The 18,816-nt window shown below is 65.7% G+C and carries 16 protein-coding genes; 8 read left to right on the top strand and 8 right to left on the bottom strand.

Annotated features, from left to right (window positions below; translation table 11 throughout):
* The first annotated feature begins 54 nt into the window (after positions 1-54).
* From OSH05_RS10490 to OSH05_RS10470, 5 genes are all read left to right on the top strand, one after another.
* Entirely contained in the window at positions 55-1,143 is a 1,089-nt protein-coding gene (locus OSH05_RS10490; RefSeq protein WP_104220796.1) for a Gfo/Idh/MocA family protein, read from the top strand.
* Positions 1,144-1,455: 312 nt separating this feature from the next.
* A complete protein-coding gene (locus tag OSH05_RS10485; protein ID WP_266352171.1) occupies positions 1,456-2,772 on the top strand; it encodes an ABC transporter substrate-binding protein in 1,317 nt (438 codons plus the stop codon).
* Between the two features lie 58 nt (positions 2,773-2,830).
* Positions 2,831-3,769, top strand: coding sequence for a carbohydrate ABC transporter permease (locus tag OSH05_RS10480; protein WP_104220797.1), 939 nt, complete (start codon positions 2,831-2,833; stop codon positions 3,767-3,769).
* 2 nt (positions 3,770-3,771) lie between these two features.
* Positions 3,772-4,656 (top strand): carbohydrate ABC transporter permease, encoded by an 885-nt coding sequence (locus OSH05_RS10475; protein WP_104220822.1) that lies wholly within the window; start codon positions 3,772-3,774, stop codon positions 4,654-4,656.
* Positions 4,653-5,006 carry an L-rhamnose mutarotase gene (locus OSH05_RS10470; RefSeq protein ID WP_104220798.1) on the top strand — a complete coding sequence of 118 codons (354 nt, stop codon included), beginning with the start codon at positions 4,653-4,655 and terminating at the stop codon, positions 5,004-5,006. The genes OSH05_RS10475 and OSH05_RS10470 overlap by 4 nt, the downstream gene beginning before the upstream one ends.
* Positions 5,007-5,020: 14 nt before the next feature.
* Here the strand turns inward: OSH05_RS10470 and OSH05_RS10465 are convergent, their stop codons facing one another.
* Positions 5,021-5,950, bottom strand: a complete 930-nt coding sequence (locus OSH05_RS10465) for an IclR family transcriptional regulator (protein ID WP_104220799.1) — start codon at positions 5,948-5,950, stop codon at positions 5,021-5,023.
* Between the two features lie 157 nt (positions 5,951-6,107).
* Here OSH05_RS10465 and OSH05_RS10460 point away from each other — a divergent pair, with 157 nt between their 5' ends.
* Both OSH05_RS10460 and OSH05_RS10455 read left to right on the top strand, forming a co-directional pair.
* On the top strand, positions 6,108-7,127 hold the full coding sequence (locus OSH05_RS10460; RefSeq protein ID WP_104220800.1) for a succinylglutamate desuccinylase/aspartoacylase family protein: 1,020 nt from the start codon (positions 6,108-6,110) through the stop codon (positions 7,125-7,127).
* Positions 7,124-8,062 carry a threonine ammonia-lyase gene (locus tag OSH05_RS10455; protein WP_104220801.1) on the top strand — a complete coding sequence of 313 codons (939 nt, stop codon included), beginning with the start codon at positions 7,124-7,126 and terminating at the stop codon, positions 8,060-8,062. Before OSH05_RS10460 ends, OSH05_RS10455 begins: the two co-directional genes overlap by 4 nt.
* 7 nt (positions 8,063-8,069) lie before the next feature.
* On the opposite strand, the gene OSH05_RS10450 is transcribed toward OSH05_RS10455, so the two are convergent.
* Positions 8,070-9,401, bottom strand: coding sequence for a sigma-54-dependent transcriptional regulator (locus OSH05_RS10450; RefSeq protein ID WP_104220802.1), 1,332 nt, complete (start codon positions 9,399-9,401; stop codon positions 8,070-8,072).
* Positions 9,401-11,161 carry a sensor histidine kinase gene (locus OSH05_RS10445; RefSeq protein WP_266352166.1) on the bottom strand — a complete coding sequence of 587 codons (1,761 nt, stop codon included), beginning with the start codon at positions 11,159-11,161 and terminating at the stop codon, positions 9,401-9,403. The genes OSH05_RS10450 and OSH05_RS10445 overlap by 1 nt, the downstream gene beginning before the upstream one ends.
* 316 nt (positions 11,162-11,477) lie before the next feature.
* On the opposite strand from OSH05_RS10445, the gene OSH05_RS10440 reads away from it, so the two are divergent.
* A complete protein-coding gene (locus OSH05_RS10440; RefSeq protein ID WP_104220804.1) occupies positions 11,478-12,830 on the top strand; it encodes a dicarboxylate/amino acid:cation symporter in 1,353 nt (450 codons plus the stop codon).
* A 108-nt stretch (positions 12,831-12,938) separates the two neighbouring features.
* Here OSH05_RS10440 and OSH05_RS10435 read toward each other — a convergent pair whose 3' ends face one another.
* The 5 genes from OSH05_RS10435 to OSH05_RS10415 all read right to left on the bottom strand — a co-directional run bounded on the left by OSH05_RS10435 (position 12,939) and on the right by OSH05_RS10415 (position 18,703).
* Positions 12,939-13,970, bottom strand: coding sequence for an ABC transporter permease (locus OSH05_RS10435; protein ID WP_104220805.1), 1,032 nt, complete (start codon positions 13,968-13,970; stop codon positions 12,939-12,941).
* The gene (locus tag OSH05_RS10430; RefSeq protein WP_165801691.1) at positions 13,970-15,469 is read right to left on the bottom strand and encodes a sugar ABC transporter ATP-binding protein; all 1,500 of its coding nucleotides are present in this window, start codon (positions 15,467-15,469) and stop codon (positions 13,970-13,972) included. The genes OSH05_RS10435 and OSH05_RS10430 overlap by 1 nt, the downstream gene beginning before the upstream one ends.
* 84 nt (positions 15,470-15,553) lie before the next feature.
* Positions 15,554-16,549, bottom strand: coding sequence for a sugar ABC transporter substrate-binding protein (locus OSH05_RS10425; RefSeq protein WP_165801692.1), 996 nt, complete (start codon positions 16,547-16,549; stop codon positions 15,554-15,556).
* Between the two features lie 68 nt (positions 16,550-16,617).
* Positions 16,618-17,685, bottom strand: a complete 1,068-nt coding sequence (locus tag OSH05_RS10420) for a CapA family protein (protein ID WP_104220808.1) — start codon at positions 17,683-17,685, stop codon at positions 16,618-16,620.
* Between the two features lie 25 nt (positions 17,686-17,710).
* On the bottom strand, positions 17,711-18,703 hold the full coding sequence (locus tag OSH05_RS10415) for an isopenicillin N synthase family dioxygenase (protein ID WP_104220809.1): 993 nt from the start codon (positions 18,701-18,703) through the stop codon (positions 17,711-17,713).
* Between the last annotated feature and the right edge of the window lie 113 nt (positions 18,704-18,816).

The following is an 18,816-nucleotide window of genomic DNA, read 5'->3' as shown; positions in this document are numbered from 1 at the left end:
ATAGAATTTCAATTCGCCCGACCGGGGAAATGCCCGGCATGCATGGAGGTCCGGATGTCGGCTGCGCTCTCCCTCGGTACGGACACGCCCTTGCAGCAGACATGGCCGATGCCGAGCCGGCCGCGTCCCATAACGATCATCGGAGCGGGCGGCATCGTCTCGGACGCGCATCTGCCGGCCTACCGCAAGATCGGCCTACCGGTGGCGCGCATCTTCGATCTCGATGGCGCCAAGGCACGCGCCGTGGCGGAGCAGTTTGCGGTTCCGGTCGTGCATGAAAGCTTCGAGGCGGCGGTAGCGGCAACGGGCGCCGACGGCATCTTCGATCTGGCCTTGCCGCCGGACGCCATTCTGGGTGCGGTCCGGCGCCTGCCGGAGAACAGCGTTGCACTGATCCAGAAGCCACTCGGCACCGGCCTTGCCGAGGCCCGCCGGATCGTTGCCGCGCTCGACGAAAAACACATCACGGCGGCGACCAACTTCCAGCTTCGCTTCACGCCGTCCATGCTGGCGATCCGCGACGCGGTTCGGCGCGGGCTGCTGGGTGATATCGTCGAGCTGGAAGTCCATCTCGCCGTCTACATGCCTTGGGAGCTATGGGCCTTCATCCCGAGGCTCGACGCGGTCGAGATCCCGTTGCACTCGATCCATTATCTCGACTGGATCCGCTCGGTCCTCGGCGAGCCGCGGAGCGCCTATGCCAAGGCGGTGCCGCATCCGCGCTATCCCGATTTGAAAGATGCGCGATCCTCGATCATCCTCGACTATGGCGCCATGGCCCGCTGCTGCCTCTCGCTCAACCACACCTATAATTACGGCCCGAAGCATATCGAGGCGACCATCCGCGTCGAGGGCACCAAGGGCTGCGCCCGGCTCGAACTCGGCTATCTGATCGACTATGTGAAGCCGCATCCCGAAAAGCTGGAGATCATTACCGAGGGCGGTGATTGGACCGAGGTCCCGCTTGTCGGCGAGCGTGTGCCCGACGCCTTCGGCGCCGTCATGTCCAATCTGCAGCGCTATGCGGCCGGCGAGGATGCGAGCCTCGATACCGACGTGCATGATTCCATCCGCACCATGGCGCTGGTCGATGCCTGCCTCGCTTCCAGCCGCCTCGGCGGCGTCGTGCCCGAGGCGATCTGACTTCAAGGCGCCCCGCATCGCCCGTCCTGACCGGCCGCCGCGCCGGGCGGTGTCGCTCGCGCCGCGATGAGCGTTTTTCCGTTTCCGACCAAGAGCTTGCGCGCGTCGGCACGCCGGTCGGCGCGCAATGTCGCGCGCTCCGTCCCATCAGTGGCTCGGTAACTTTCTTATACGGAATTCCTATTTCACACACGAAAACACTGTGCTAGCGTCCTTGTCGATCGCCGGCAACGACCGGTGAGGGAAACGCGGCGGGCGCTGCCCGCGCGGACGATCTCAAGAACGACGGACACCTACCGAAAGGGACAATTCATGAAGCCAGTTTCATCGCGGACGGGCCGGATCGGCCGCCGCCTCGCGCAATCGGCGTTCTGCCTCGCCGCCGCCGCAACCATGGCCCTGCCGATGGCGACGCTCGCCCATGCGGCCGACGTCACCACGATCAAGGTGCTGAACTGGGAGCCGGGCGGCGCCGACTATTGGAAGGCGCTGGTCGCCGCCTTCGAGAAGGACAATCCCGACATCAAGGTCGAGCTGGAAACCGTTCCGTTCGACCGCTATCCGGAGGTCCAGGGCCCCTATATCGCGACCAAGAGCGGTCCAGACGTTATGGAGAACAATGCCGGGCTTGAGCTCTACGACCGCCGCAGCGCCTATGCCGAGCTGCCGGCCGACGTGCTCGAAGCCGGCAAGGGCCTGATCACCTATTCCGGCGGCTGCCTCAACTTCGATACGTCCAAAGCCTGCTACGGCCTGCCCTTCGGCTATCAGGGCAATGTCCTCTATTACAACAAGAAGGTCCTGACCGAGGCTGGCCTCGACCCGGCCAATCCGCCCAGGACCTGGGACGAGATGGACGCGGCCTGCGCCAAGGTGAAGGCGATCGGCAAGACCTGTCTCGCCCTCGGCCTTTCCGGCGTCTTCCCGGCCTATTGGGACTTTCCGGAAGTCGCCCGCAACTACCTGACCGAAGACGACATGCGCGCCATGCTCGTCGGCAAGATGCCCTGGACCGACCCGAAGATGGTCAACATCCTGAAGGGCCTCGCTTCGATCACGCAGAAGGGCTGGGCCAATTCCTCGGCACCCTCGATCACCATGCTTCCCGATGGCGCCGACATCTTCCAGAGCGGCAATGCCGCTTTCGCCGGCACCATCATCTCCGACGCGGTGAACTGGGCCGCCTTCGACAAGGCGCTCGGCTCTGAGAATGTCGGCGCGACGCGCTGGCCGACCCTCGTTGCCGATGCACCGCTCGCGAACAGCTTCTCCGGCATCGAAAGCTCGGTTTTCGGCGTCTCGTCCTGGAGCGACAAGAAGGATGCGGCCTTCAAATTCGTGAAGTGGATGGCCGGCAAGGAGAATGCCGCACTGCTGACCAAGGTGGCCGGCGGCATCTCGCTTTCCAAGGATGTCGATCCCTCGGCATTGCCGCAGTCGCCAGCCCTCGCCCAGATCCTCGAGATCATCAAGAAGCCGACACTGCATGCCGGCGTGATCCTCTCCGGCCAGGAAGCCGATGCGCTCGCCCGCGGCTGGCAGGAAGTGACCCTCGGCCAGATCTCGATCGAGGACTGGACCGCGCGCATGCAGAAGGCGCTCGAGCAGAGCCCGAGCAAGCGCCAGTAAGCCTGCAACGGGGAGGCGCACGCCGCCTCCCCGCTCGCCGCCGCTGAGAAGGACCGCCATGGCCGCCGCCGTCGACGATCTGTCACGCCCCGCCCCGCAGGCAGGATCCCGAAGCATCCAGCGCGGGGTGCGGCGCGAAACGCTTCTCGCCCTCACCTTCATCGTGCCGGGCGTGACGCTCGCCGTGCTGTTCAAGCTCGTGCCGCTGCTGCGCGGCTTCTATCTGAGCCTTCTGGAGACGCAAGGTTTCGAGGACCCGACCTTTGCCGGCCTTGCCAACTACCGGACCATGCTGGACGACCCGGTGTTCCTCGGCTCGTTCCGCAACGCGATGGTCGCCTTTGCGACGCTGCCGGTCTGGGTCCTGCTGCCGCTTGTGCTCGCCGTGCTGATCTTCCAGCGCTCGCCGGGGTGGAAGTTCTTCCGCGCGACCTTCTTCCTGCCCTACATGATCGCGCCGATCGTCGTCGGCATCATGTTTCGCCAGATCCTGGCACCCGACGGCCCCCTCAATGCGCTGCTGCGCGCGATCGGACTCGCGCCGCTCGCCATCGAGTGGCTGAACGGGCCGAACAGCGCCCTGCTCTCGCTCACCGCCGTGGCGCTCTGGAGCTTCTTCGGCCTCGGCGTGCTGACCTATCTCTCCGGTCTCGCCACCATTTCCGAAGACATCATCGAGGCGGCGCGACTCGACGGGGCCGGCTTCTGGAGCCTGCTGTTCCGGATCATCATGCCGCTGATCAAGCCGGTGATCGGCTATTGGACGGTGCTGTGCACCTCCGGCATCCTGATCTGGATGTTCCCACTCATCTACGCATTGACCAAGGGCGGGCCCGGCAACGCGACGACGCTGCCCGAATATCTCGTCTTCACCACCACGTTCCAATTCATGAATCGCGGCCTCGGCGCGGCGATCGGCATGGCGCTATTCGTCTTCGTCGCCATCGTCTCCGCCTTTGTCGTCCGCCGCATGTATGCCGAGGGCAGGACGTCATGACGATGACCGCGATCAGAGGCGTCCGCCGACGCAGAGGCGAAAGCGAGCGGACATCCTCGGCGGCGGCCGGCGGTGGGCTCGCCCGGATCCTCGTGACCGTCGTCCTCGGCATGATCGCCGTGGTCGCGCTCTATCCGCTGATCTTCACCATCGTCAATTCGTTCAAGACCCGCACCGGCTTCGCCCAGAATCCGCTGGGCATTCCCGATGCGATCACCTTCGACAACTATATCGAGACTTTCAACCGCATGGCGGTGCCGCGCCTCTTCCTGAACAGCGTCATCGTGACGGCCGGCGGGCTGGTGCTCTCCACCTGCGCGGCGCTGCTGCTCGCCTATGCCGTGACCAAGCTGCGCTTCCGCGGCAGCAATCTGGTCTTCCTGTTCATCATCGCCATGCTGGTCATACCGAGCCAGGTGATCATCTATCCCCTCTACGAAACCATTCTCGATTTAGGCTTCGGCAGCACCTATTCCGGCCTGATCCTCGCCTATGCAGCCTTCGGCCTGCCGATCAGCACCTATCTGCTCGCGGCCTATTTCCGCGCCATTCCCGACCAGTTGCTGGAAGCTGCCCGGCTCGACGGCGCCGGCGAGATCCGCATCCTGTTCTCGATCATGCTGCCGATCGCGACACCGGCCATCGCGGCGCTGTCGATCCTCAACTTCGTCTGGATGTGGAACGACCTGCTGCTGCCGCTGGTGATCATGGGCGGCTCCGACAAGAAGACACTGATGGTCGGCGTCGCACTGCTCTCCGGCCAGTACGACGTCTCGATCCCGCTGGTCTCGGCCGGCCTCGTCGTGGCGCTGCTGCCGGTGCTGATCGTCTATCTATTGTTCCAGCGCCAGATCCTGTCGGGCGCCGTCGCCGGAGCGGTGCGATGAGCGACGCTTCGCCCACGGCTGACCCGCCGATCCTCTATCTCTACCGGCTGAAGCCCGGCGCCGGCCCGGACTATGATCGCGCCCATGCGGCGGTATGGCCGGAGATGCTGGCGCTCATCGAGAAGGCGGGCATCGAGGACTATCAGATCTGGCGGCATGAGGAGATCGTCGTCTGCCGGCTGCGCACCCGTCTCGGCTTCGACGCATCGACCGCTATCCTGTCAGCCAACGATATCCAGCGGGACTGGACCGCCTCGCTCGCGCATCTCTTCCAGTCCATAGCCGACGAGGATGGCGAACCGCTTTGGCTTCGCGAGGTCTTCCGCTTCGCCGCGAGGGCGGATTCATGAACGCCCGTTTCGCCTCAAGGATCGTCGGATTTTCGAGCGCGGCTGCGCGAGGCCATCGCCTCCTCCGAGCTCTCGAGGGGAAAACGCGGCTCGCCCAGCCTGCCGCCGAAGCCCTCGGTAATGCGTGCCGCCGCCTCGAACAGCATCCGCGACGCGGTCTCGATCGGAACAGTCTCAGCCGCCGAGGAGAGGAACGGCATGGTCAGCACGGCCGGCGCATAGCCGTCGGCATCGAGGATCGGGAAGCTGACATCGGTGATGCCCTTAAGCTGCTCGCCCTCGATCATCTCATAACCATGGGCATGGACGGCCTCGATGCGCGCCTTGAGATGGCCGAGCGCGGCCTCGCCCGAGGCCTCGCCGATCGCTCCATAGAGCCAATCCTGCATGGCGGGTCGCTGGAATGCGATCAGCAGGCGGCCGGACGCCGTGCGCGCGGCCGGGTTCTGCGTGCCGACGCGCAGGCGGAAACCCAGCGGCGCGGGGCTATCGACCTGCGCTACGACGCGGATCATCAGCCCATCGAGCACGGCCAGATGGACGGCCTGATAGGCCTCGATCGCCAGATGCTTGAGGATCGGCTGCGCCGCCTCGACCAGACGCCGCAGCGGCGGATAGCCATAGGCGAGATCGTGCAGCTTGGTGGAGAGGACAAGGCTCTCCTCGCCGAAGGCACGGCGAATATAGCCGCGCCGCTCCAGGGCGACGACGACGCGGTAAACCTCCTGCAGCGAACGGCCAAGACGCTGGGCGATCTGGCTGGGCGTTACGCCCTCGGAAAGGCTCGCCAGCAGCTCAAGCACGTCGAGGCCCTTCTCGAGCGCCGGGGCGCTATAGGCCGGCTTGGCGGTCCCTGCGATCGGAGCTCCGTCGGCGGCTGCCGCGACCTTGGCCGCGCGGCTCTTCGCCGGCCGTCCCTCCGCTTTCGGCGTGCGGCTCACCATGCGTCATGCTCCTCGTCCGTCGCTCCCGACCGGCCGGCACTATGACGAAGGAGCTTCTACTAATCAATATGTAATTTCACCTGTAAAATCACTGCATCGTGGCAAGGGAGGAACGCCCGTGCCACCGCCAATCTCACGAACCGGAATAGAGCAAACCATGGGCGCGAAAGCAAAGCAGATAGGCCAGTGCACCGTCGACTTCGAGAAGAACGGCAAGCAGATCGGCTTCTTCAATCTTCCGCTCTCTGTCCATGACGACGCCTGGGGCGTGGTCCGCGTGCCGCTCGCCCAGATCAAGAATGGCGAGGGACCCACGGTCATCCTTGAGGGCGGCAATCATGGCGACGAATATGAAGGGCCGATCGCCCTCGGCGAGATGATCCGCGATCTCGATCCCGGTCTGGTCTCTGGCCGGCTGATCTTCATTCCCGCCATCAATCTCCCCGCCGTCGTCGCGGCACGGCGAACCTCGCCGATCGATGATCTGAACATGAACCGGACTTTCCCCGGCGATCCTCGCGGCACGACCACGCAGCAGATCTCGGCCTTCGTCAACGACGTGCTGTTCCCGATAGGCGACGCCTTCCTCGACCTTCACTCGGGCGGCTCCTCGCTCGACATCATCCCGAGTTCGGTGATCGAGCCGGTGGATGACCCGGTGCAGCACGCCAAGAACATCGCCGCCGTCACCGCCTTCGACGCGCCGATGATCGTCGTCATCGACAATCGCGGCGATCCGCGCACGGCGACCGCTTCGGCCGCGAGAGCCGGCCTCACCGTCGTCGGCACCGAAATGGCCGGTGGCGGTACCGTCTCGCTCGATGCGGTCCGGATCTGCCGGCGCGGCGTCAGCAATGTCCTCGCTCATCTCGGCGCGCTGCCGGCGAGCCTCGCGAGCCCCCAGGAAAACGAGCCGCTTCTCTACGAGATCCCGGGCGATGGCCATGTCATCGCAGGCGACGACGGCGTGTTCGAACCATTCCATCGCAATGGCGAGACCGTTCGTGCCGGCCAGCCGGCGGGGCGTATTCACTTTCTCGCCGATCCCGGACGCGCGCCGGTCGAACTGCATTACGCCGTCGACGGCATCGTCTATGCTCGTCGGCAACCGGGCCGGGTTCGGCCGGGAAATTGCTGCCTCGTCGTCGCCTCTCCCTACCGTTCGAGCCTCTCATGATCCGTCTCGCTGACATCGAATCCGCCGCCGGGCGGATCGCGCCCCATATCCGCCGAACGCCGACGATCGCCGTCGACGCGACGAGCGAGAAGGTGAGCGACGCCCGCCTGCTGCTCAAGCTCGAATGCCTGCAGCCGACCGGCTCCTTCAAGGTGCGCGGCGCGACCAACAAGCTGCTCACGACGCCAAAGGAGCAGCTGGCGGCCGGTGTCGTCACCGCCTCGGGCGGCAATCACGGCCTCGCCGTCGCCAGGGCCGCCCGGCTTGCGGGCGTCACGGCTACGATCTTCGTGCCGAAGAGCATCACACCGGCCAAGGTCGAGAAGCTCAAGACGCTTGGCGCCCGGGTGGAGATCGTTGGCGACATCTGGAACGAGAGCAACGAGATCGCGCTTGCCTTCGCGAAGGCCGAAGGCGCAGCCTATTTCCATCCCTTCGCCGATGCCGCGGTCATTGCTGGCCAGGGCACCGTCGCGCTGGAGCTCCTTGCCGATCATCCAGAGATCGACACCGTGCTGGTCGCGATCGGGGGCGGCGGCCTCATCTCCGGCATGGGGGTCGCCCTGAAGGCGTTGAAGCCCTCCATCCGACTGATCGGCATCGAGCCGGAGGGCTCGCCGACGCTGAAGGCCTCGCTGGATGCAGGACACGTCGTCCGCCTTCCCGCCATCACCAGCCGCGTCGCCACCATGTCCTGCGCCGAGACCGAACCCTCTGTGTTCGAACTCGTGCGCGCCCATGTCGACGACATGGTGCTTGTCTCCGACGAAGAGATGTTGGAGGCGAGCCGCTGGCTGTGGTTCGAGTTCGGCATCGCCGCCGACCTCTCCGGCGCCGCCGGCATGGCGGCGATCCGCGCTGGGCGGGTCACTTTCGGCGCGGAACAATGCGTCGCGACGCTGGTCTGCGGCGCCGGACCGGACGGGATCGCTTGACGCCGGCTCAGTCGCCTGAATTGCGGAAGCTGGCCTGGTCGATGCCGTGCCGACGCAATTTGTCATAGAGCGTCTTGCGCGGGATGCCGAGCAAGCGAAGGGTCGACTGAATATCGCCGCGACAGGCGGCGAGCGCACGGCGGATTTCGTCAGCCTCGAACGCATCGACGCGCTCCGGCAGGCTCGGCCCGTCGGCGGCGGCAGAGACATCGCTTTCGCCAGCGAGGCCCAAAGCCACCCGGTCGGCATAGTGGGCGAGTTCACGGACATTGCCGGGCCAACCATGCGTGTCCAGATACCGGCGCGCGGCAGCATCGATCAGCGGCGGATCGCGGCGGAAGCGCCGCGCCGCCCGAGTGAGGAAATGCCCGAACAGCAGCGCGACATCGCTCCGCCGCTCGCGCAGTGGCGGGATGCGCAGGAAGGCGACGTGGAGGCGGTAATAGAGATCCTCGCGAAAGCCGCCCTGCCGCACCAGTGCCTGCAGATCGACCTTCGACGCGGCGATGACGCGGATGTCGACGCGGCGGATTTCATTGGTGCCGAGCGGCGTGATCTCGCGCGCCTCCAGGACGCGCAGAACCTTGACCTGCAGCGCCGGTGACATCGCCTCGATCTCGTCGAGGAACAGCGTCCCGCCGCTCGAATGTTCGATGCGGCCGACACGTTTCTTGAGCGCGCCGGTGAAGGCGCCGGCCTCATGGCCGAACAATTCGCTCTCGATGACGTTTTCCGGCAGCGCGCCGCAATTGACGGCGACGAAGGGTCGGGCGGCGCGCCGGCTCCAGCGATGCAGCGATTGCGCCACGACTTCCTTGCCACTGCCCGTCTCGCCCTCGACGAGAACGTCGATGTCCGCATCGGCGATCTGCCGCATCTTCTGCCGCAGACGCTCCATCTCCGGATCGTCACCCAGGAGCGGCAGATCGGGATCGGCCGCCTCGGCCTTGCGCCGCAGCGCCCGGTTCTCCAACACCAGGCGCCGCCGGTCGAGCGCGTGGCGGATCGCGACGAGCAGGCGGTCCAGCGGATAGGGCTTGGCGATGAAATCATAGGCGCCCTCCCGCATCGCCTCGACCGCCATGGCGATGTCGCCATGGCCGGTGATCAGGATGACGGGGAGATCGGCATCGAGCTTCTTCAGCCGACGGAACAGCTCCAGCCCGTCGATCTTGGGCATGCGGACATCGCTGACGACGACGCCGGGAAAATCCGCGGCGATTTCCTTCAGTGCCTCCAAGCCGGAGGGAAAAGGCGCGACGGCGAAACCGGCGAGCGTCAGCGCCTGGACATTGGCAGCGCGCAAGGCCTCGTCGTCGTCGATGAAGGCAACATCCATCAGACTATCCTCCGCAAGGTCAGCGTGAAGACGGCGCCATCCTGGTTTCGGGCTTCGAAGCCGCCGCCGAACTCGGCGAGAATGTCGTGCGAGATCACAAGTCCGAGGCCGAGGCCCTCAGGTTTGGTCGTGGTGAACGGCATGAACAGATTCTCCAGCACAGAGGGCGCCATGCCAGGGCCGTTGTCGGCCACGATAACGGCGACCGCCTCCGGCTCCACCCGAACAGTCAGCTGGATACGGCCGTCATTGCGGCCTGCCAGGGCCTCGATGGCGTTCTGCAGCAGATTGACGAACACCTGTTCCAGGCGGCCGCGCTCGGCCGCGACCCTTATGTCTTCCTCAGGCATCCCCAAAGCCAAGTCGATGCTGCCTTGGCGCAGGCGATGGCGAACCAGCAACAAGGCGCCGTCGATGGCGTCGCGCAGCGAGACGGCACCGACCTCGCCGGCGCTCTTGCGCGAAAAGGCCCGCAATTCCCCGGTAATGGCGCCGATTCGATCCGTCAGCGCGGCGATCGTCGCGAAATTGTCCTCGGCCATCGCGATTTCGCCCCTTGCGATCAGAGCCGTCCCGCTTTCGGCAAAGGTGCGGATCGCCGCGACCGGCTGGTTGACCTCATGCGCGACGCTCGCGGCGATCTGGCCGAGCACGGCGAGCTTGCTCGCCTGGACGAGGTCGTCCTGCATCCGTTGCCGGCCCGCCTCGGCCCGCCGACGCTCCTCGATCTCCCTGAGGAGCTGCGCGTTGGCATCGCTGAGTTCGGCCGTGCGCGCCGCGACATTGGCCTCCAGTTCGGCCCGCATGCCCGCCTCCCGCCGCCGTTCCGCCTTGAGGGCCCGACGGCGCATCGAGAGGAAGGCAATGGTACCGAGCGCCAGCAGCCCGATGAGCAGGGCGATCGACCGGGCAGCGAGCGTGACGAGCCCCGCCGGCCGGGAGAAGGGCGCTAGCACATGCAGCGTCCATCCGGTCGTCGGCACGGAAGTCCGGGTCTCGATGAATTGTGTGCCGCCATTCGCCTCCGGCCAGGCCACCAGTCCCTCGGCACTGCCGGCCGGCCGCAAGGGCAGCAGATCCAGGCTGGCATCGCCGAATTGCAGGCTGGAACGGAGCGCGCCGCGTCGCTCGGGCGCGATCGGCACGGTGGTGCGGAAACGCCAGTCCGGCATGTTGGTGATGAGGACGATGTCGCGCGGGTCCGTCACATAGGTCGGCGTTCCAGCGCTCTGCCAGTCCGTCTCCAGCGCCTCGAACTCCGCCTTGACCACGACGACGCCGACCGGACCGGCCGCATCCTCGATCCGGCGCGTGATGTAGAGCCCCGGCCGACGACTGACGGTCCCGAGCGCGAAGTGCTCGGCCGATCCGTCCGCGATAGCCTTGAGGAAATAGGGCCGAAACGAATAGTCGCTGCCGACAAAGGTGGTCGGCAGGCGGTAATTGCTGGCAGCGATGGCAACACCCTTCGCGTCCAGCACATAGATGACCGCCGCGCGCGTGCCATCCGCAAGACTTTCGAGTTTCGCGTCAAGGTCGGCGAGGCTTGCCGGATCGCGGGTTCGGAGCACGGCGCGCACATCCGGATCCTGGGCGAGGACGAGAGGTAGTGTGCGCTGTTTTTCGATCTCGCTGCGCAGCATCGCCGCCCGAAAGCCGGCCGCCGCCTCAGCCTCGCCCCGCACCTGGGCGAGCGCCCAGCGGGTGGCGGCGAACCTTGCCGCCGCGTCCAGGGCGATGAGCGTAAGCAGGGCGCCCACGAGGATAACGCCCCATCGCCCCGGTCGCGAAAGGCGCCATCGAGCGGACATGCGGAACAACCTCCACGCCGTGCGGTTCCCCGCACGCGGCTGGGGATCATTGTGTGGAATTCCGCACAAGCTGTCCAGAGCCTGCGATGAGGCATCTTAAATATCTATGTTATTTCAGTTACTTAAAAACACCCCCTCGACCCCCGCATGGTTGGCATGCGCCTTGCGCAAGGCTTCTCATGCGGCGCAGCCCGCGTCGTTCCCGGCAGACGGACCGAACGGCGCTCTTTCAGCGAAGCGCCGACGACCTCGAGGAGGAGGAACCATGGCCCACACGATTCACGCCGACCCCGCGCATACGCATCTCGCGCCAAAGCCGCGCCGCTTCTATCACCACCTCTATTTCCAGGTGATCGTCGCGATCGCCGCCGGCATCACGCTCGGGCACTTCTATCCCGAGCTCGGCACCGACATGAAGCCGCTGGGCGATGCCTTCATCAAGCTGGTGAAGATGATCATCGCGCCCGTCATCTTTCTTACCGTCGTGACTGGCATTGCCGGGATGCGCGACCTCGGCAAGGTTGGCCGCGTCGCCGGCAAGGCCATGCTGTACTTCCTGACCTTTTCGACGCTGGCGCTGATCATCGGCCTCATCGTCGGCAATGTCATCCAGCCGGGCGCCGGTCTCAACATCGACCCAGCCTCGCTGGACGCGAAGGCGGTCGCCGACTATGCCGCCAAGGCGCATGACCAGACGCTGATCGGTTTCCTCTCCAACATCATCCCGGCGACGCCGATCAGCGCCTTTGCCTCGGGCGACATCCTGCAGGTGCTGTTCTTCTCCGTGCTCTTCGGTATCGCGCTGGGCGCGATCGGCGAGCGCGGCGATCCGCTGCTCACGGTGATGAACGCGCTGTCGCAGGCCATGTTCCGCCTCGTCGCCATCCTGATGAAGGCCGCCCCGATCGGCGCCTTTGGCGCCATGACCTTCACCATCGGCAAATATGGCATCGGCTCGGTCGCCAACCTCGCCATGCTGATCGTGACCTTCTACCTGACGGCCACGATCTTCGTCGTCATCGTGCTCGGCGCCGTCGCCCGCTACAACGGCTTCTCCATTTTCGCCCTCATCCGCTACGTCAAGGAAGAGTTGCTGCTGGTCCTCGGTACCTCCTCCTCGGAAGCGGCGCTGCCGAGCCTGATGGAGAAGATGGAGCGCGCGGGCTGCCGCAAATCGATCGTCGGCCTTGTCATCCCGACGGGCTATTCGTTCAATCTCGACGGCACCAACATCTACATGACGCTGGCCGCCCTGTTCATCGCGCAGGCGACCGGCATCCATCTGAGCCTGACCGACCAGATCCTGCTGCTGCTCGTCGCCATGCTGTCATCGAAGGGTGCGGCCGGGATCACCGGTGCCGGCTTCATCACCCTGGCCGCAACGCTCTCGGTCGTGCCCTCCGTGCCGGTCGCCGGCATGGCGCTCATCCTCGGCATCGACCGCTTCATGTCGGAATGCCGCGCGCTCACCAACTTCATCGGCAACGCCGTGGCGACGATCGTCGTGGCGCGCTGGGAAGGGGAACTCGATGAGGAGCAGCTTCGCCATGCCCTGCATGGCGACCTGATCCCCACCGCCGAGCTGCCGCTGGAAGGCGATCTCGTTCCTGCCGAATAGCGCTTCGGGCATCGCGAGCACTGCGATAGGGAAGCCGTTCATCGAACCGATGGGCGGCTTCTTTCTTGGGACGGCGTTTCTTGGGACGCCGCCTGCCGTTTCGCTGGCTCAGCCTGCGGTCGCCCGCGCCACCTGTTCGTTGACGCGGCGGCGCTGTTCGAGCCGCGGCCCGAGGAAAGTGCCCAGCGCATCAAGGCTGGCGGCGAAGACGAGGGCGAGGCCACTGGCGACGAGCTGGACAAAGGGCGGCACGTTCAGAAGGACGAGGCCGTTGTCGAGCACGCCGAGAAATACCCAGGCGGTAAAGACGCCAAAGATCCGCCCGCGGCCGCCGGCAAAGGCGACGCCGCCGAGCAGCACGATCGTCAGCGATTGCAGTTCCATCTGCAGCCCGAGCGAGCCGGGCGAGGCGCCGTCGAGCCGGGCGGCAAGCAGCACGCCGGCAAGGCCCGCCGCGGTACCGGTCGCGACATAGAGCCCGAGCACGACCGGACGGACGGGAAGTGCGGCGAGGAACGCGGCTTGCGGATTGACGCCAATCGCGAAGACGTAGCGCCCCCAGACGGTGAGCGACAGGAACGCCGCCGACAGCAGGAAGACCGCGAACACGACCCAGAGCAGCACCGGCATGCCGAGCAGGGAGCCATTGCCGATCCAGAAAAAGGTGTCGCCAAGGCCGGCGATCTCGATCGAATTGATCAGAAGCGTCGCGCCGCGCAGCACGGAGAGCATGCCGAGCGTGACGATGATCGGCGAGAAGCGCAGATAGGCGCAGAGCACGCCATTGACGAGCCCGACCAGCGCACCTGTGCCGACGCCGATCAGCACTCCGACGCCGGCCGGCATGCCCCAACTGGTCATCGCAATCGCCGTGACCATGCCGGAGAAGCCGATATTGGACCCGACGGACATATCGACCTGGCCGGCAATGACGAGCAGCGCCATCACCGAGGCGACGACGCCGATCGCGGCGTAGTTGGTGAGGATCACCTTGAAGTTGGAGACGGTCAGGAACGACCCGCTCTGCATAGTGAAATAGCCGATGAGCAGCACCAGGGCGATCAGCAGGATGTTGTTGACGACGAGTTCGACCGGCGGGCCACGGCGGACGCGGGGCGAGGGTGCGGCTTCGATGCTCATTAGGCGGCTTGTCCCTGATGTTCGACCTGATGCGCCAGCTTGAGGAGGCGCGCTTCGTCGATGTCGTTGTAATCGACCGTCGCCGCGATCCGCCCAGCGGACAGCACGATGACCCGGTCGGCGATCTGGACCAGTTCCTCGGGCTCAGACGACGTTACGAGAACGCTCTTCCCCGCATCGGCGCTGGCGCGAATGGCGGCATAGATGTCGCGGCGCGCCCCCACATCGACGCCCTGCGTGGGCTCGTCCAGCATCAGCAGCCGGCAGGCAATGGTGGTGTTGAGCCAGCGGGCGATGACGAGCTTCTGCTGGTTGCCGCCGGAGAAGCGGCGCGCCTGCAGATCGATGCGCGGCGGCTGCAGATTGAGCTGGCCAACAGCGGCATCGAAAGCGGATCGCTCGGCGAGCCGGTTGCGAAGACCTGCCATGGCCAGCCGCAGATAGGAGGGCAGCAGCATGTTTTCGCCCGCCGAAAGCGGCGCGATGATGCTCTTGCGCAGCCGGTCGGAAGGGACCAGCGCGATGCCGGCCGCGACCGCATCGCCAGGGCTGGAACCGCGGATGCGCTCGCCATCCAGCATCACCGTACCGCCAAAGGCGCGCTGGCTGCCGAACAGCGTCTCGAGCAGCTCCGTGCGGCCCGAGCCGACCAGGCCGAAGACGCCGAGTACCTCGCCGGCCCGGATGTCAAGATCGACCGGTCCGATGCCGGCCGCAACGAGCCCGCGCACCGTCACAGCCACCTTGCGCTCGACTTCCGCTTCCGGCGGCCGTTCGCGCTGGATCCGTTCGCCGGCAATGGCGCCGACCAGATCGTCCCGCGAGAGATCGGCCACCTTGCCGGTCAGCACGACCTCGCCGCCCCGAAGCACCGTCACGCGATCGGCCAGCGCGAACACTTCGGCGAGGCGATGCGTCACATAGAGCAGTGGCAGGTTCTGCTTCTTCAATTCCAGCATCTGCTCGCCGAGCGCTTCCGCTTCCTTCTCGGAAAGCGCGGCGGTCGGCTCGTCGAGGATCAGCACCTTGGGCCGCGTCCGGAGCGCCTTGGCGATCTCGACCGTCTGCAGCCCGGCATTGCCGAGGCTCGACAGCGCCGCGGTCGGGCGGATCGTGGCGCCAAGCTGCTTCAGCCATTCGCCGGCCTCGCGGCGCTGGGCTCGCTTGCGCACGAACGGCCCGAGGCGCAGCTCCTGGCCGAGAAACATGTTGTCTGAGACGTCGAGGCTCGTTGCCAGCGAGAGGTCCTGGTAGATGACCGCGATGCCCGACTGCTTGGACGTCTTCGGCGTGAAGGCCTCATAGCGCTCCTGCCCGACGATCATGATGCCAGAATCCGGCTGGATCGCGCCGGAGAGGCATTTGATCAAGGTCGATTTGCCGGCGCCATTGGCGCCGAGCAGGGCGTGGATCTCCCCATCGGCGACCTGGAGATCGACGCCTTTCAGGACTTCCACCCCGCCATAGGATTTGCGCAGGGCATGGACGGCGAACGGCATGGGCACTCCCGGCGGCTGGATCGTCATTCGAGGCGGACGGAGCGCGAGCCCCGTCCGCCCTTGTTTCGAGCAAGAAGCGGGCCGCTACTCGCCCTGCTGCTTCAGATATTCCTCAGCCTTCGGCGACTTCTCGGTGACGAGTTCGAGCGGGACGATGACGTCTCCGGTCTTTTCGCCCTTCAGCAGCTTGTCAGCCGTCTCGACGATGGCATAGCCAACCTGAACCAGCGGGATCGCCATCGAGCCGCGATAGACCGTGCCGCCCTCCTTGAGCAGCTTCAGCGCCGGCACCGTGCCGTCCATGCCGCCGATGAAGCCGGTCGGGTCGGCCTTGTCCTTGCCAGCGGCGATCCAGGCCTTGTAGGCGCCCTCGGTCGCCGGATCCTCGACGCCGAGGATGATGTTGGCGTCGGGATGCGCCTGCAGCAGCGAGCGCGTGACGTTGAGGCCTTCCGTCGGCGAAATCGCATCCTGCTCGGCGACGATCTCGACGCCCGGCGCCTTTGCGAGCAGGCCTTCCTTGATGCCGGCGCCGCGCTGCTGGCCCCAGACGCCCTTCTCATAGCCGAGGATGATCGCCTTACCCTTGCCGCCCTGGGTCTTCGTCACCCATTCGCCGGCATATTCGCCAAGCGTGCGACCATCGGGATATTGCGCATAGCCGACCGTCGCGTCCTGGTTCTCGATCTTCTGGCCATAGGTGATCCAGATGATGCCAGCCTCACGCGCCTGCTTGGCGACGGACTCGAAGGCAGCCGGCTGCAGCGTATTGACGACGATGACCGGGACCTTCTGCTCGACCCAGGTTTTGATCGTGTTGATCTGCTTGTTCAGATCGGTACCGGGATCGTCGACCACGACGTCGTAGCCCATCTCCTTGCCCTTGGCCTTGGCGGCCTCCAGCGAGGTGATGACGGCGCCGATCACCGAGGCGTTCGGGAAGCTCACAGCGATCTTCTTGTTCTCGGCAAAGGCGGAGGTCGAGAAAGAGGCGGTCGCGAGGATCGCGGCGCCGAAGGCCATGACGGCGAGGCGGCGGGTGATGCCGCGCGTCGTGAGGTCCCGGGTCGTGTTGGTCATGATCATTCCCCTTATCTTATGTCCTGGCGAGCGCGGAGGCTGTGGGGCCTTGCTCGCGGCTTCTGGCTTCAAGGATTGGGACGGACGAGGATCTCGCCCCCCGACGGTTCGACCTGCGCCCCGAGCGGGCCGGACAGACGTCCGATGCGCTCGGTGATCCGGTCCGCGATGGCGCCTTCGGCGCGGACCGGCAGTCTCTGTTCGTTGAGCGTGGTGGGCAGGAGGCGGATCGCGCGGATCGCGCCGCCCTCGATGTCGAGGCTGGCGACATAGCCGTCCGGCGACATGCCGGCCCAAAGCGCATGCACTTGCGGCGAGGCGTCGAGGAACACCTGCTGGCCGATGAAGGTGCCGGCGGAGAAGAAGATCGGCTTGGCCTGATGGAAGCCGATGCCGTGGATGGCGTGCGGGTGGTGGCCGTGCACGACATCGGCGCCGGCATCGATCAGCGCCCGGCCGAGCGGCAACTGGTATTCGGCAAGGTCCTCGCCCGAGCCGAAGCCCCAATGGATGGTCACCACGAGGAAATCGCACTGCGCTTTGGCGTCGCGGACAGCGTCCGCCGCGAAGGCAAGATCCTCGGCGGCGACCTCGGTGCGCACCTTCAGCACCGAGGGGTCGCCCGGCTCCTCCATCTGGTACCAGGGATCGATCTCATAGGACGTGCGCACATGGATCGGCGAGAGACCCGGCCTGTCCGCCGCCGCGCTCATGCCCGTGGGCGTCAGGCAGGAAAAGGCGATGACGCCGACCTTCAGTCCGCCGACATCGCGATAGACCGGACGGGCCGCGATCGCCCGTGTTTCGCCGACGCCGATGACCGCAAGGCCAGCGGCCTCCAGCCCGGCGCGCGTGTCGGCCAGCCCCTCCCAGCCGTAGTCCACGGCGTGGTTGTTGGCGATCGTGACGACATCGAAGCCGAGCCCCGGCACATCGGTGGCGATCGCGGCCGGCGCGCGGATGTTGAGCAGCTTCTGCACCCGTGTGCCGCGATCCGTCAGCGGCATCTCGAAATTGCCGATCGCGAAATCGGCGGCGCCGACATGCGCATAGATCGCCGCGCTCGCCGCCGGCGGGTTCGCTAGCGGCCATACCGGAAGGATGTCGCCGCCGAGGGCGATGCGGATCGCGGTCATTGCAGCTCTCCTGCCCGGACCGCGCTCACATCTTCGCCTTGGTGGCGTTCCACTTGTAGTTCCAGTGTTCCTTGTAGGTGATCGCCTCGTATTTGCGGGGATGCTGGGCGTCGAAGCAGGACGGCAGCGCCTCGATCAGCGAATCATAATTGGGCTGGTGGAAGAACACGACCGAATGGCGCCGCGCCGTATCGGCGACCTCGCGCGGCGGATTGACCACGCGGTGCAACGTCGAGACCCAGCGGTCATTGGTCCAGATCTGCATGATGTCGCCGATATTGACGACATAGGTACCGGGCTCGACCATCACGTCGACCCAATAGCCGTCGCGATGCAACGCCTGCAGCCCGCCGGCGGCCTTGTCGGCCATCAGGATGGTCAGCGTGCCGTAATCCGTATGGGCGCCGCTGCGGAGCTGGCCCGGCTCGGGGGCTTCGGATTGTTCCGGGTAGCAGATGAGCCGCAGCGCCGAGATATTCTTGTCGAGCTTGTCGAAGAAGAAGTTCTCCGGCAGGTCGAGCGCATGGGCGAAGATCGCCATCAGATCATTGGCGAGGCGGTTCATCCGCCGGTAATAGGCCTCCATGACAGTCTGGAAGCCGGCCGGCTTCTCCGGCCAGAGGTTCTGGTAGAAATAGTAGCCGGCCTCCGGGCCGCTGTAATATTCGCCGCCCGGCACGTCGACCGGGCCGATATCGATCATCTCCTTCAAATCACCCGGCGCTGCCTTGCCGAGGCTCGCCGCCAGCGTCTCGCCCTTGAACGGCGTATAGCCGCGCGGGATGTTGCCGGGCGGCTGGCGGATGGTGAGCTTGTCCTCGACCGGCAGGCGGAAGAAGCTCGACCCCGCATCATAGGTGGCATCGATCATCGCCTGGTCGACGCCATGCCCACGGATGACGAAGAAGCCGATTTCCTCGCCGGCCTTGCGGATGTCGGCGGCAACTTTCTCGCGTCCCTCGGGCGTTCCCTCCAGGAAGGGAGCGATATCGATGACGGGGATGGATGTCATTTTCATGGGCGAACCTCTCCAGAATCGATTTGATTTGGATCAATTCGAAGCACGCACCGTGCCATATGAATGAAATCATATACTTAGAGAGATTCCGACTCAGTGGACCTCTTTTTGTC

The organism is Kaistia algarum (assembly GCF_026343945.1).
Classification (GTDB): Bacteria; Pseudomonadota; Alphaproteobacteria; order Rhizobiales; family Kaistiaceae; genus Kaistia; species Kaistia algarum.
The sequence above is the reverse complement of the archived record's forward strand: the minus strand, read 5'-3'. Positions and strand labels throughout refer to the sequence as shown.